The following is a 14218-nucleotide window of genomic DNA, read 5'->3' on the forward strand; positions in this document are numbered from 1 at the left end:
TGTTATTCTTATGAAATGTAAATCCTGGTATAAAGTTTCTCATGCTGCATACAGCGTACATCCTGTGCCACGCAACAGTTGCCAAGCATATCAGGATCCATATCTTTTTGTTTTCCGACGAGCTCCTGTATCAATCCCTGAAGATTAAACATCATTTTCTGTCCGTCCATCTGACTGATAGGCACGAGCTTGGCGCAGTTGGTGACCATACCATTGAGAGTATTGTAATAAAATGCACTTAACGCATCGGAATATGCTATTTGCTGGGATTGTGCATACATCGCCAGTGCAATTGCATAATGTCCTCCGGCCTCTCCTGATTGTATCGCCTCCAGATAAGTCCGGCATCGTTTTACGGACTTAAAACTCTCTACCACCTTTAGAAAACGAATAGCCAGCTTACGGCTTGCCTCTCTGATTTCAGCAGGAGATTTGAGAGAAGTAACCAGATTATCCAGCTTCAGCAATGCTGTTTTACTAAACTTACCTTCACACAAGGTCCAGGCCTGATGAAAAAATGCAGCATCATTATAAAACACACTATGTCTCAGCATGGATTCTGCATATTCCTGTGCCGTCACACTGTTGTGTACGATACGTTCGTGTATATATGTTTCCAAGCCGTAGGAATGTGTAAAACTCCCGATTGGAAATACAGAATCATTGATCTGCAGCAGGGTCAACAAAGGATTCATTTATCTTACTTGCTAATGTTATTTTAAATTTTGTTTTCTGCGTCCATTCATGGATACGCAACGTCTGTGTCTGCTGTAATACCCGGTCTTCAATTACAGTATGATAGCCCTGCTTCACAAGTAACCGGTATAAAGGGTCCTCATAAGCAATCACTACCTCGGATGAGGAACGGATAGAAACAGGCAAATGCCGGTTTCCTATTTCGAAACAAACATTTGCCATTTCCAGCATATTTGCCGGATGTATCACTAAACATAAACAAGGCAAAATCCGGATCGCCACACACAAGGACGTGTCCCTGAAGATAACATCACCATTCTCCAGGGATTGGGCCGTCTGATTACGAAAGCCAATCTCACGTCCTCCGGTTGTAAACCGACGTAAAATACCTTTGTCCGCTTCATACCATTCCAGTTCCAGAAAATCTTTTTCAAGTTCTTGAAACGATTCGGATGAACGATAGATATTGCCTGCTATGTTATGTGAACGAATCATTAGAACAGGAAGTAGCGTTGTGCCATTGGAAGTTCACCCATAGGCTCACAGGTCGCTAAAACACCATCTACTGTTACATTATATGTTTCAGGATCCACCACAATATTCGGGGTAGCATCATTATGTACCATGTCCTTTTTCATCACTTTACGACATCCTTCTACCGGCAGGCTTTTTCTGGCCAGTTTGAGCGAATCGATCGTTCCGTTTTCAATAGAGACTTTAGACACAAAATTGAAACAGATATTGGACACAGCCTTTCCGAAATTACCGAACATCTGACGGTATATAATTGGCTGAGGTGTAGGGATAGATGCATTGGCATCTCCCATTTTTGCACCCAGAACCATTCCGGCTTTGATAATCATTTCGGGTTTGACTCCAAACAATTCAGGTTTCCAGAGAATGAGATCGGCATATTTTCCGGGTTCAATAGAACCAACATATTTATCAATACCATGGGCTTTAGCCGGATTGATCGTAAATTTGGAAATGTATCTTTTTACACGGAAGTTGTCATTACCTGTACCGCTGTCACGATCCAGCGGACCACGTTGTACTTTCATTTTATGCGCAGTCTGGAAGGTACGGGAGATAACTTCACCTACACGTCCCATAGCCTGACTGTCTGAACTCATAATGGAAAAGACACCCATGTCCTGTAAAATATCTTCGGCTGCAATGGTCTGCGGACGTATACGGGAATCTGCAAAGGCAAGATCTTCTTTCACATTCTTGTCCAGATGGTGGCATACCATCAGCATGTCCAGATGTTCTTCTGCAGTATTGACTGTAAACGGCTTTGTCGGATTGGTGGATGCAGGAAGAATATTAGGATACATCGCAATCTTGATAATATCAGGAGCATGTCCTCCGCCGGCACCTTCTGTATGGAAGGTGTGAATCACACGACCATCGATAGCGGCTACTGTGTCTTCAAGGAAACCTGCCTCATTCAGGGTATCGGTATGTATAGCCACCTGTACATCATACTTGTCAGCTACTTTCAGAGCTGCATCAATAGTAGAGGGTGTAGCTCCCCAATCTTCGTGTATCTTAACACCTAATGCGCCTGCTTCAATCTGTTCTTCAATAGGTCTGGTTGTAGACACGTTCCCTTTACCAAAGAAACCGACATTGATCGGAAGATTTTCGAATGCTTCCAGCATTTTATGGATAAACCATTTTCCGGAAGTAACTGTAGTAGCATTGGTACCATCAGCAGGTCCGGTTCCTCCTCCGATAAAGGTAGTCACACCGCTATAGAGAGCCGTTTCGATTTGTGTAGGACTGATAAAATGGATGTGGGTATCGATACCTCCTGCTGTCATGATCATACCAGCACCTCCGTGTACTTCAGTGGACGGACCAATGATCATTCCTTTGGTAACTCCATCCTGTACGTCCGGATTACCGGCTTTACCAACACCTACAATCTTACCGTCTTTGATACCGACATCGGCCTTTACAATACCCCAATGATCAATTATAATGACATTGTTGATACAGAAATCCAGAACATCTTCGTCCCGTAAGGCGCGTGCAGACTGTCCCATACCATCACGGATAGTTTTACCACCACCAAACTTATTCTCTTCTCCGTATACCGCATAGTCTTTTTCGATTTCGATCATCAGTTCGGTATCAGCCAGGCGTACTTTATCGCCTGTTGTTGGTCCGAAAAGTGATGCATATTTATGTCGGGGTATATACAGTCCGCCATCTTCATCATAACGGATAGATGATTTATCAAGCCCTAATTTTTCGAGACCTAAGGCATTAAGTTTAGTCGTTGCGATACTTGCGGAAGCCAGACCTACGATCTTAATCCAGTCTCTTCTATTCCATTCACTCATAATACGTTCTTTTAAAAAGTTATTGAGATGATTTAAACTGTTGTTTTTTCATTTTAGAAATTGCGGCAGATTTAACCTTTTCACTGGTGTACTTTCCATTGGTCAGGCCATTGAAACCGTGTATTTCCTTATCTCCGCCAATTTCTACCAAAATGACTTCTTTCTTTTCTCCGGGTTCGAACCTTACCGCTGTACTCGCCGGAATATTCAGGCGCATACCAAAGGTTTTTTCGCGATCGAACTCTAAAGCTTTATTCACTTCGAAAAAATGATAGTGTGATCCGATTTGTATCGGACGATCGCCTGTATTGGCAACCACCACATGTATTGTCTTGTAGCCGGCGTTCGCTTTAATATCTCCGGCTTTCAAAAAGTATTCTCCAGGTACCATAAATTTGTTTTTTAAATGTTATCGGATAGGATTATGAACGGTCACCAGTTTGGTACCATCCGGAAATGTAACTTCAATCTGTACATCGTGTATCATCTCCGGAACACCTTCCATCACCTGTTTTCTTTTCAGTAATTTAGTACCCCATTCCATCAGTTCTGCAACACTTTTTCCATCCCGTGCTTTCTCCATTAGTTCGGCACTGATGTAAGCAATACTCTCCGGATAATTAAGTTTCACTCCTCGTTTTAATCGCTTTGCTGCTAGTTCTCCTGCTAGATGCAACATTAACTTTTCTGTTTCTCTTGGTGTTAAATGCATGCTGTTTTGAATATTAAAATAAGACCTTCTTTTAGTTGTTGATTACCTAATAAACAGGAATGGTAAAGTATCCTCCGACAGTCAATCTGTTGAACTGTGTTTTATCCATAGCCATCCGGTCGGCATATCTCACACTATTGCCCACATATCCTACATAGAATCGTAAATCCTGTTTTTTGAAGGGCTTGTGCTGTAACGCGGCGAAATAGGTGTAGTTTGTTCTGAAATTATTACCGACGGTTTCGTCATCCTTACTTCCGGCAGTTTCTACAGCACCTTTAAGTGCTACTTCCCATTTATCATCCAGAAACTGATCATAACGTAATACCGCAGATTTGTATACCACATTTTTAGCCAGCTGACGCTGATCACCTGTCCGGGCATAGAAATCATTGATAGCTCTGGATCCAATAAGTGCATGATCCGCACCCATATGAGAGTATTGCAGATCCAGATAGATCATCTGTTTATCAGTCTTGTATTTATTGGCAAGTGAAACAGCCTGAGTAGCTCTTCCTTCTGCAAACTGTGCCAGATTATAAGACCATTTGGTCTGAAAACGCTTATCGGCAAATGAACCTACCCAGGTAAAATACCCGCCTACAGGTGCTTTAGCCCGTTTCAGGTCTCCCATTACAAAACCATTATTGGCCAGATGGGTATCAAAAGTATTGTTGACTGTATTGTATAATTGTATATGAAAACTGTGGTCCGGATTTACATTATAGGCAAGTTTACCTCCGACCACAAACAGATTTAATATACGGTCTACATAGTCGGTAAACATAAATTCGTAGATGGGATTGTTTTCAAATTCGTAGGAGCCTACCATAGCACTCTGTTTTCCAAGTGTCACAGACCAGTCTCTTTTTTTACCGAATTTGTATTCTATGGCTGCAAAATCCAACGCCTGAGAAGAATTGTCCAGACCTAAAGGCGAAAAGGATCTGTTGAGCCGGAATCTTACTTTATAAGACAGGCGATCATTATAGTCTCCATGCAGCAAAAGACGGACTTCTTCCAGATTAAAGCGGCTCAGGGCCTCTTCTTTTCCCAGATTATCGGCATCAAAAGCCGTCCGTAGCAGGACATCAAACTTGAAAAGCTGTGCACGATCGGGCTCTGCATTTTGCAAAGAATCGTCTTTACTTACCACCTGACCAGAGGGATTTAACAAAGAACTACGATTTTGCTGTGCGCAAACCACATGAATTAACCCGGTAAGAAGAACTGTAAATGTTATACGTTTCATAAATGAAGTGAGATACCTTGATTTTAACAAGGATACCTCTACCGATTTAGAAACTCATAAGAATGAGATTAGAATAGTCTTAGAATATTTTATTCCCGGGTAATACCACACGCACATGTGTCCCTTCTCCTTCTTTGGAATGGAGTATCAGGTCTCCGTCATGAAGATCAATAATATTTTTGGCAAGCAGCAATCCCAATCCTGTACCATGTATATTCTGTACATTGGATGCTCTGTAAAAGGAATCATACACAAATTTCTGTTCCTGATCCGGGATACCTATTCCCTGATCCTGAATATTGATGACCACATTGTTTCTGACAGAACTTAAGGATATGCGGACATCGAGATCCTTGCCGTATTTACAGGCATTGGATACAATATTACTAAGCGCAATAAACAACAGATTGGCATTGCCATATACTTCCATGAGCGAACTGTCCTCCGGCATAGCTTCAAAATCCAGGTGAATGGACTGATAATCTTCCGCCTGTCTTTCGGAACTGATCACTTTGAACAACACTTCATCCATACGCACAGTATGGTAATCCTTCTTGCTGTCTTCCAAACCGGATCGTGCTATCATCAGCAGATTGTTAATCATACCGATAATACTGTCTGTCTCTGCAATTATATTTTTCAAAGACTTTACCGATTCATCACCCAGACTCTTGTCACGCAAAGTAAGTTCAGCCTCCCCTTTTATAATAGTAAGCGGTGTCCGAAAAGAATGAGAAGCATTGGCAATAAAACTTTTCTGGGACTTGACAGATAACTCCAGACGACTGATCATATCGTTAAAGCTATCGACAAGCATGGAGACCTCATCATTGACCTGATTGGGTTTGTCAAGTCTGAGATTTAGGTTAGAAATACTGATTTTATCAATTTCTTTATTAATCGTAGCAATAGGTTTAATAATATGCCGGGCAAAGAGATAGGAAATAAGAGCTACAATCACAATGCTGAACAAACCTGCATTTATCAGTGTCCTGTCCAGACTGACCTGCTCTCCCAGACCGTAATCATCGCGTCCTGAGGAAACAATAATAAGGTCTTTCTCAGCAGGCGGCCCATGAAAATAGAGTGCAAAATATGCAGTATCTTTATCCATATACTGCGCCTGTCCGGAGGAAATTACTTCCTTATAAAAATCAGCAGGCACGGGCAGATCAGGCTTGGAATAGATTTGTTTTTCACCTTTATCTATCCGTATGATGTAATCTTTTCCTTCTGTCAGCTGACGAAGATAAGGGCGCATCACCTCATAGTATAACTCATTTATGTGTTCGGCTTTTTCAATGGTATGCTTTCCCACAATTTTGGCATTCTCTTCCAGCCGGTGGAAAAATTTGGTCTGTAAACTATCACGTGTGAAATAAGAAATATAGAGCGCAAACCCAATAATGAGCGTCCAGCAGATCAGGTTAAAAAGAAGGATTATTTTAGTTCTTAATCTCATCAATATCTCTTAAGACATAGCCCATACCTACAACTGTGTGTAACAACTTCTTGTTATATCCTTTGTCGATTTTATTACGCAGGTAATTGATATACACGTCCACTACATTGGTACTGAGATTGAAATCCATCCCCCATACACCTTCCAGGATATCTATTCTGGATACTACCCGCTTTTGGTTTTTCATAAGGAACTCTAGCAGGCGGAATTCGGTAGCAGTAAGAGCGATATCCGCATCCTGACGTTTTGCGATCTTGCTGCTGTAATCCAGAGTAAGATCTGCAAATTGTAAGTTGGTATTTTCTTCGACTATTCCTGTATGACTTATTTTTCTGGAGAATCTACTGACACGGGCTTTTAGTTCTTCCATATTGAAAGGTTTCGTCAGGTAGTCATCTGCATCACTTTTGAATCCGTCTACTATATCTTCGGGCTGATCAAGAGCAGAAAGGATAAGAATAGGAACATTTTTCTTTTGCTGGCGGATATTACGGCAGACTTTTAATCCGTCCATCCCCGGAAGCATAACATCAAGAATAATCAAGTCATAACTGCCCGAAACAGCCATCTCCAGTCCCGTAAGACCGTTGAGCGCTACTGAAATATTGAAATTCAATTCGGATAATCCCCGACGAATTAGCGAAACTACAGCGCTGTCATCCTCTACCAATAATATTTCCAAATCTTCTTAATTAAAATGAAAGCCCAGAGTATAAACAGTTATGTGTGCTATGCAGTAATGAACAACTTGTTTACAAAATGTTGTCGCAGGATTCTCCGGGTGAAAAATTTCCCTAACCACAAATATTGTAATTTAATTTTACTAATCAGTTTACACTGAAACAATTTTTCATTCAATATGACGCGATAATGATCAAAAACAGATAAATATACGTTGTAATTAAGCCGGAAATATCCCGTTCAATTTTTACTGCTTTCTGAGAACAAACTTATATGTATGTGCAATCCTGTCATCTGACAGATCCCATTGAGAAATCTCACTTTCAACATACTCAGGGTATTTTTTATGGATATCCCGTAAAGAATTTCCAACCGATTTACGAAGATATTCACTGTCACTTGCATTGTGCAGACTAATCAATCGGATTGCTTCTTGTGGATGCTCTTTAAAGTAAGGACGACTTGTCCAGATTCTTAATCCCTCTGTAACTGCCCTGCAAATATTCGGGTGCTTTTCGCCTAACCATTGTTTGATTTCGGGTAATGAATGTTCATAACCGTTGTCCCGGCAAAACTGATCAAAGGCCTTTGCGATGATCTCCTGTACCTGCCAGCTCTCATCGTTACGGGCACATTCCTTTAGCACAGAAAGAACCGCCTTATCTTCCGAAGCAATAAATCCGAGGATAAAGATTCCTACCGAACGGACCTGACAAAAATCATGATGCAAAAGTTCGAGAGCTGTATTTTTAGAATCCTCTAAGGAGTAAGACCGAAATATCCTGGAAGCCTCGTCTTCAAAGGGTTTAAATCCATGTTCTGTTTTTATTATTCTTTGTATAAAGTCAAACTCTTGCATCTTTGTCCTCCTTTTACTATTGGAAAATTATAAAAAAAACGGAGCCAGCTACACCGTTATTCTACTCTGGCAGGTTAATTAAAATTTAGCGTATGGAACAGTTTATGACTCACAGTTGATCCGGGTATTTTATTAACTGACCTGTCCGTTTGTCCGTTGGCATCTGGGCCTCCCGGCTCCGCAGCTCATCCGATAGCAGCTTACTCAATTCAATGGTTTTGGATCTCATTTTTAAGTTCAGATCGTTTTTTTCGCCTATATCTTCCGTTATATTATAGAGTTCCAGTTTCCCTCGTTTCATATCATAGAGAAGTTTATAATCCCCTTTCCGGATGGCAGAGAAAAAATTGATTCCGGGTCCGTCTATATTGATCCATTTATTAGGCACATGCCAGATCAGGCTTCTGCTGTTCCACGAATCATCAGCCTTTCCTTCCAGCAAAGCGCATACACTATGTCCGTCGATCTGTTTTTGTTCCATATTGCTGTTCCGAACGCCTGCGATCTCCAGTATTGTCGGAAACAGATCTTCCATAATAACGGGTGTATCTTCCACTTTCGGTTTACGGCTCTTTACATTTTTGATCAGCAAGGGTACTCTGATACCACCTTCATAAACAGATCCTTTCCCTGCACGTAAAGGTAGATTCTGAGTATGCATTTCACCCGAACGTGCGGGAGTAAGACTTAATCCTCCATTATCACTGACAAATAAGATGACAGTATTATCATAGGCATCATGATCCTTTAAATACCGGACAATATCACCAATACTCTTATCGTATCCTTCTATCAAAGAAGCATATGCTGCTTCCGTACTATCCAGTCCTGCATCGAGATAGCGCTGTACAAAGCGAGGATCTGCCTGAATAGGAACATGAACGGCATAATTGGAAAAATTCAAAAAGACGGGCTGCTTTCTTTTCAGAGGTTCTTCCAGCGACTTTAAGGCATCTCTGGTAAGTGCTTCTGTGAGAAATGTAGATGTTCCAAAATATTCCATCAGGTCGGGAACGGCCTGATAGCTCGTTTTGCCGGGAAGGTTACCATAGTTTTGTTCGCCATAATAGCTTTGCGGATGTCCTGCAGAGTGTCCCGCAATATTTACCATAAATCCCAGATTTAACGGGCTGGCACCTGGCGTACCGGCTGATCCCCAATGTGCTTTACCGACGTGAATGGTAAAATAACCCTGATCACGTAACAACTTGGGTAAGGGAGTCGCAAACACCGTATGTTCAATATCAGGCACAGGGCTTAAACCATTAATATTCCAGTCTGGTGGAGACAAGATTTCATCTTTATTATCTGTCGGACGGTTGGCTACAGGATGCGTCCAGTTAGTTACCCGATGACGTGCCGCATTCAAACCGGTCAGAAAACTGACACGTGATGGCGTACACACAGGAGTAGCATAGGCATTCGTAAATTTTACGGACTCTCTGGCCAGTTTTTCCAGATTTGGAGTGTGAAATTTCCTGTTTATAGGAGTAACTTCTTTATAGAAAGGCTCAGACATATCCTGCCAACCCAGATCATCGACAAAAAATACGACAACATTAGGTGGTGCTGATTGAGCTTCTGCTTTCCAGGCCAACACTAAAAAAATAATAGTCCAGGCTAATTTTGTGCTGTAAGATCTTATCATAAGTAGTGAAATCTAGATCAGGTATTGGTAATGAATGGATACTCCGAACTTCAATATGCAAGATACATTTATTTCTCCAATGGGGACTGACCTTTCTCAGGCTAGAGCATGAGATTAAAAGCTACTTATCATTCGCCATGAATGATTTAAATTTTGAACATAAAAGATATCCTGCAAAGGCGCCCAGAATGGACGCAATTATATCTTTATAATCAAAGTAGTTGTTTTTGAAAACTGTGCCTTGTATTAACTCATATCCTATGAGTCCTACCGCAGTAAATAGAGCGTGCTTCTGTAAACTTATCTTCTGGTATTGAGTAAAATAGAAGATCACCAGAATAAGCCCTGCAAAGAAATTGGGTGAAGCGTCAGCAACTCCGAAATCATTGATCTGGTTTGTATAAATATATTGTCTGTAACTTGATTTAAATATGATCGCAATTATAGCAAGCAGGATGAGTATTATCCACACGTATTTAGTCTGTGAGAACGGTTTGAATTTCATTTTTTATTTCAGGTAATTTTGTCTTGGTATGAACACATTTGTGTTGACTAAGTCTGCTAAATTAAAGAAAAAACATTCTTAAAGCAGTACTAAATTAGAGGAAATGGGACAACTCTTTATCTTTACTATATTCTTCCACTTTCTCAAAGATCAGTTCACTCCGTTTTCCAGTATCGAAAATGTTTTATTTACACAGTTGATTTCCGCTAATCTTCCGTATGGAATAGTAAAAGTAGGACAGGTATGACCAAAATCCATACGTGTAATAACCGGCAAATCATACAGGCCTTCTTCATCCAGCACTTTCAAAATTTCAGCTTCATACTGCTCTGTATACATATTGTCATAAGGTCTTCCAAAGATAATTCCTTTAGCACTCTGGAGTATTCCCGTTGCTGCATAATTTCTTAACCACCATCTGATATACGCCGGCTTAGGTTTGTCTTCCGAAGTTTCGAAAAACAGAATGCTATCTCTCCAGACTTCAGGAGCAGGCCAGTAATCTGTTCCTTTGAGCATTTCCAGCACTTCCATACAGCCTCCGATCAAGCGTCCCTGTACACGAGTATTTCCTCTTATAAAATTCCAGTTATCAACAGGTGATAAGGTTCTCTTTACATCCTGCAGAGTAATATCAAACCAGTCCAGAAATTCGGTAGTCCAGCCTTCATTATTTGGAATAATTTGTCCAATGGCTACAGGGGAAAATAATGTTTTCCTGATATCATTGATCTGGTAATCATGCATAGCCTGATTTTCTGCAAAACCGACTAACAGCGATGTACCATAGAACGAACTTAAACCGGCTTTAAGACAGATAAAATGAGTAATGGTACTGTCTGAAAATCCCAGAAATATCTTAGGATTGTTTTTAATAATATTCAGATCGATATACTTTAGCATCCGTACACTGTCATCTCCGCCAATATTGGAGATAACAGCCTTGATAGAAGAGTCTGAAAAGGCTTCCATTAAATCGTTAGCCCGGGCTTCCGGATTATTATAGATCCATTCTGCAGAATGTAGCGCATGTCTGGTTTCAGTGACCTCAAGATTAAAAATTTGGCTCAGGCGTTCCTTTCCTTTCAGATAGCGGTATGGTAATTCGCCGGCAGCACCCCACGACATAGAAATAGTGGCAACTTTATCTCCTTTTGACAACGCTTTCGGAACAATTAGTTCAATAAGATCTGTATTATTAAGCATACAACATGAAATTTGCAGGTGATGAACGGTAAAGTTACTATAATTTAAGCGCAAGAGATTGCCCAAAATTAGTTTTCAATCCTTTTAGTGATCTGTGTAACTATGCGAATTCACCAGTACCTCATCCGTATCTGTTAGCAGTTGGCGGGGACGCCAACCGACGCAGGCTATGTGATATTCTTTTAGCTTAGTCTATTCTATACCCTAGCGCAAGCTTTAGCGTAGCGGTGCTGTGCTTTTCCTTGAGATCACAAGCGGATACTTGTCCCAAAGAGGGCAAACTTCAGCTAACCTCTCAGTTATCCTTACGATCTTCGACTACAGGTTGTGCTTTTATTAGTCTCTCGATGGAATAAATGTAAATCTCTTTTTCAACCGCAGAAAAGGTTTTTCAAAGAACCTGTACGAGAGAGCAGCAATTGTTACCGTAACAATAAAAGCAACGATTGCACCCACATTATTTTTCCATTCCGGCAAACCTATCCTTTCACTAAAAAAAACAAGTTCATCTTTGAATATAGTATAGGTAATCCAATAGACAGTAATATGAAAGACATACATTCCGTAGGAGATCCTCCCCAGATACACGAATAGCTTGGGCATGAATCTGGGAGAAGCACCGTACAAGGAAAAGAAAAAACACATAACACCAGTCAATATCAGTAACCAGCCGGTTATCGATTCCGAAACGGTTGTCAGATGCGGTGCATCTGCTGTGACCTTGCAGGCCATGGATGCGGTCAACCAACAAGCATATCCTGCAATAAATAATCCGATTCTGGGAATGAAACCCCAATCGGGTTGCCAGCCTTTTAAATAAACAGATAAAAGAATGCCGGCCGCAAAGAATTGAAATTGTACAAAGCTGTTAGTCCACTGACCGTTAAACCCCTCTGTTGGTTGCAAAGCATAATAAACAATGGTCGCATAAGCTCCTGCCAGTGCTACATAAGAGCCTGCCTTAAGTCCATTCCTGCCGGTAAAGAACAAAACCAAAGGAAGCAAAATATAGAGCTGCTCTTCGACAGATACACTCCATAAGGGGTTAATGCAATAGGATTGCCATTCGTTAAAAGTAATATACCAATTTCCTGAGAAAAATGTAAATGCCAACTGTGCATCCGAAGGAATCTTTGCACCAAACTGATCCGTTGTCGATGTCAATAAAACCATTCCGAAAAAAAATGTGAAATAGAGTGGCCAGATACGTAAAATACGCCGCATATAAAATGATCTGACATTGATTTTTCCAAATTGCTGCTGCTCTCTTGTCAGTAATTCGGTAATTAAAAACGCACTTAGAAAGAAGAATAAAGGTACTCCGTAATTACCTACGAGGCTAAGGTGATATCCCCAGTAATATTTTTCAGGATCTACAGGCGCCAGATCTAATCTGTGAACAAAGAATACAGAAAGAAATGCAAAAAAACGAAGTACATCTAATTCGGGTTTGTAATAACGATTTATGCTGGCCATACAAAAGGTTGATTATTTTGAAAGTATATAACACTGAAAATTAATTATTTAAAACCAACCCACCAAATGACAATATAGTCTTTATCCCATTAATATGTTTATGTTACAAGCGGACACTTGCTCCTAAGAGTAGAGGATGAAGGCAAATGCGCTAGCTGCGTATGTTGCTGCCCACTTCTAGCGCAAGCATTAGCATAGCGGTGCTTGTGCTTTTCCTTGGAATCACAACTGGATACTTGTCCCAAAGAGGATTTAGCGTCTTCCTAAAGATTATTGTTATAGTGCAAGCATTAGCATAGCTTATGATTTTATGGTCAGAGGTCACAAGCGGACGCTTGCGCCAGACAAGAGTTTGCCTTCTCATCCGCCTCTTATAGCGCAAGCTTTAGCATAGCGGAGCTTGTGCTTGTGCTTTTATTTTTAGGTCACAAACGAACGTCAGTGCTGCAGAGCTTAACTGCATAAAATTTTCAGTTGCCGGTAAAACTCTTTTATGTTTGTCTTGTCCGGAAGTCCTGCTACTTGTCCATCTCCAAGTTCTATGATTATGAATTTTCCATTTTTTTGCCGGGCAATGTCCATACTAAAAAAATTACTTCTAATTTGTTTTGCAATTTTTTCAAATTCCACAGTATCTGGCCTTTCAAGTTTGTATTCCCCTTCCTCCCAATAATCGTAACTGCCGATAAGTTTGTTGTTGCAGAAAAACAATCGATATTCTTCGGTCAAAGGCATTCCGCTTTTTGAGTGAAGTATTAAGCTGTTAAGTTCGATAAATTCTCTCACAACAATTCCTTCGTTTAAATATTTATCACGAAGTTCTACAAGCTTAAGTATAGACTTTTTTAATTTGTCTTCGTCAGAAGCATCTGCCACATAACAAGCAGTTTCCCAATTGTGTTTTTCGGATTTAACATAATCTTTTAGAATTACAGGGTTTTGTCCGAAAACTTTTGATTTTTCTATGAGTTTGTCAATACTATTCTTATTGTCAAATTTTTCAAAAACAGTTTTTGCGGTACTGTTTTCAATGAATTTTAAACTGTCTGGTAAATAATGACAATTCTGATATTCTTTGACAGAATTAATAAGTCTAAAGTTTTTTGATAGTAATTCATTATAGAGAATAGAATATTGCTGAGGTGTCAGCATCCAGCCTCTGTAAATTATATTTACTAATTTTTTATTATGCCTTATTCCTTCCGTCGAAATAGAAAACCGGTCTGTAGACGTCAGATCTTCAAAGTTGAACAATAGCGTTTCAAATCCATTCTCTCTTGCAGAAATAAATTCATCTTCAAAATCCTGATCAACTTTGTTCCGTTCAAAGGGGTCTTTACAAAATAATATATAATGCTGTTCTTTCATTT

The 14218-nt window shown here is 40.3% G+C and carries 13 protein-coding genes and 1 pseudogene; all 14 read right to left on the reverse strand.

Features of this window, described 5'->3' with window-relative positions:
- Nucleotides 1-8: 8 nt before the first annotated feature.
- A complete protein-coding gene (locus I6J02_RS02210) occupies nucleotides 9-695 on the reverse strand; it encodes an urease accessory protein UreF (RefSeq protein ID WP_201680216.1) in 687 nt (228 codons plus the stop codon).
- Nucleotides 661-1191, reverse strand: coding sequence for an urease accessory protein UreE (locus tag I6J02_RS02215; protein ID WP_201680217.1), 531 nt, complete (start codon nucleotides 1189-1191; stop codon nucleotides 661-663). Before I6J02_RS02215 ends, I6J02_RS02210 begins: the two co-directional genes overlap by 35 nt.
- Nucleotides 1191-3047 (reverse strand): urease subunit alpha, encoded by a 1857-nt coding sequence (gene ureC / locus I6J02_RS02220; protein WP_236582258.1) that lies wholly within the window; start codon nucleotides 3045-3047, stop codon nucleotides 1191-1193. The genes I6J02_RS02215 and ureC overlap by 1 nt, the downstream gene beginning before the upstream one ends.
- A gap of 94 nt (nucleotides 3048-3141) precedes the next feature.
- Nucleotides 3142-3438, reverse strand: a pseudogene (gene ureB / locus I6J02_RS21705) (urease subunit beta); the annotation flags it as partial.
- Nucleotides 3439-3456: 18 nt separating this feature from the next.
- Nucleotides 3457-3759 (reverse strand): urease subunit gamma, encoded by a 303-nt coding sequence (gene ureA, locus I6J02_RS21710; RefSeq protein ID WP_003010203.1) that lies wholly within the window; start codon nucleotides 3757-3759, stop codon nucleotides 3457-3459.
- Between the two features lie 46 nt (nucleotides 3760-3805).
- Nucleotides 3806-5011 (reverse strand): porin, encoded by a 1206-nt coding sequence (locus tag I6J02_RS02230; RefSeq protein ID WP_201680218.1) that lies wholly within the window; start codon nucleotides 5009-5011, stop codon nucleotides 3806-3808.
- Between the two features lie 79 nt (nucleotides 5012-5090).
- Nucleotides 5091-6473, reverse strand: coding sequence for a sensor histidine kinase (locus I6J02_RS02235; protein WP_201680219.1), 1383 nt, complete (start codon nucleotides 6471-6473; stop codon nucleotides 5091-5093).
- Nucleotides 6457-7155: a response regulator transcription factor gene (locus tag I6J02_RS02240; RefSeq protein ID WP_201680220.1), complete on the reverse strand. Its 699-nt coding sequence runs from the start codon at nucleotides 7153-7155 to the stop codon at nucleotides 6457-6459. Before I6J02_RS02240 ends, I6J02_RS02235 begins: the two co-directional genes overlap by 17 nt.
- A 246-nt stretch (nucleotides 7156-7401) precedes the next feature.
- On the reverse strand, nucleotides 7402-8013 hold the full coding sequence (locus I6J02_RS02245) for a DNA alkylation repair protein (protein WP_201680221.1): 612 nt from the start codon (nucleotides 8011-8013) through the stop codon (nucleotides 7402-7404).
- A gap of 109 nt (nucleotides 8014-8122) precedes the next feature.
- Nucleotides 8123-9661 carry a sulfatase gene (locus I6J02_RS02250; protein WP_201680222.1) on the reverse strand — a complete coding sequence of 513 codons (1539 nt, stop codon included), beginning with the start codon at nucleotides 9659-9661 and terminating at the stop codon, nucleotides 8123-8125.
- A 121-nt stretch (nucleotides 9662-9782) separates the two neighbouring features.
- Nucleotides 9783-10166: a hypothetical protein gene (locus I6J02_RS02255; protein WP_201680223.1), complete on the reverse strand. Its 384-nt coding sequence runs from the start codon at nucleotides 10164-10166 to the stop codon at nucleotides 9783-9785.
- A 150-nt stretch (nucleotides 10167-10316) separates the two neighbouring features.
- Complete coding sequence (locus tag I6J02_RS02260) at nucleotides 10317-11372, reverse strand: S66 peptidase family protein (RefSeq protein WP_201680224.1); 1056 nt, start codon at nucleotides 11370-11372, stop codon at nucleotides 10317-10319.
- A gap of 336 nt (nucleotides 11373-11708) precedes the next feature.
- Nucleotides 11709-12848: an acyltransferase family protein gene (locus I6J02_RS02265; protein WP_201680225.1), complete on the reverse strand. Its 1140-nt coding sequence runs from the start codon at nucleotides 12846-12848 to the stop codon at nucleotides 11709-11711.
- 453 nt (nucleotides 12849-13301) lie between these two features.
- Complete coding sequence (locus tag I6J02_RS02270) at nucleotides 13302-14216, reverse strand: ATP-grasp domain-containing protein (protein WP_201680226.1); 915 nt, start codon at nucleotides 14214-14216, stop codon at nucleotides 13302-13304.
- Nucleotides 14217-14218: the final 2 nt, after the last annotated feature.

Origin of the sequence: Sphingobacterium spiritivorum (assembly GCF_016725325.1) — a bacterium.
In the GTDB taxonomy this organism is placed as follows: domain Bacteria; phylum Bacteroidota; class Bacteroidia; order Sphingobacteriales; family Sphingobacteriaceae; genus Sphingobacterium.

Bases quoted from the DNA above. Each gene is read 5' to 3' on its own strand.
- I6J02_RS02210 (WP_201680216.1), bottom strand. From the start codon at position 695: ATGAATCCTTTGTTGACCCTGCTGCAGATCAATGATTCTGTATTTCCA.
- I6J02_RS02215 (WP_201680217.1), bottom strand. From the start codon at position 1,191: ATGATTCGTTCACATAACATAGCAGGCAATATCTATCGTTCATCCGAA.
- ureC (WP_236582258.1), bottom strand. From the start codon at position 3,047: ATGAGTGAATGGAATAGAAGAGACTGGATTAAGATCGTAGGTCTGGCT.
- ureA (WP_003010203.1), bottom strand. From the start codon at position 3,759: ATGCATTTAACACCAAGAGAAACAGAAAAGTTAATGTTGCATCTAGCA.
- I6J02_RS02230 (WP_201680218.1), bottom strand. From the start codon at position 5,011: ATGAAACGTATAACATTTACAGTTCTTCTTACCGGGTTAATTCATGTG.
- I6J02_RS02235 (WP_201680219.1), bottom strand. From the start codon at position 6,473: ATGAGATTAAGAACTAAAATAATCCTTCTTTTTAACCTGATCTGCTGG.
- I6J02_RS02245 (WP_201680221.1), bottom strand. From the start codon at position 8,013: ATGCAAGAGTTTGACTTTATACAAAGAATAATAAAAACAGAACATGGA.
- I6J02_RS02250 (WP_201680222.1), bottom strand. From the start codon at position 9,661: ATGATAAGATCTTACAGCACAAAATTAGCCTGGACTATTATTTTTTTA.
- I6J02_RS02255 (WP_201680223.1), bottom strand. From the start codon at position 10,166: ATGAAATTCAAACCGTTCTCACAGACTAAATACGTGTGGATAATACTC.
- I6J02_RS02260 (WP_201680224.1), bottom strand. From the start codon at position 11,372: ATGCTTAATAATACAGATCTTATTGAACTAATTGTTCCGAAAGCGTTG.
- I6J02_RS02265 (WP_201680225.1), bottom strand. From the start codon at position 12,848: ATGGCCAGCATAAATCGTTATTACAAACCCGAATTAGATGTACTTCGT.
- I6J02_RS02270 (WP_201680226.1), bottom strand. From the start codon at position 14,216: ATGAAAGAACAGCATTATATATTATTTTGTAAAGACCCCTTTGAACGG.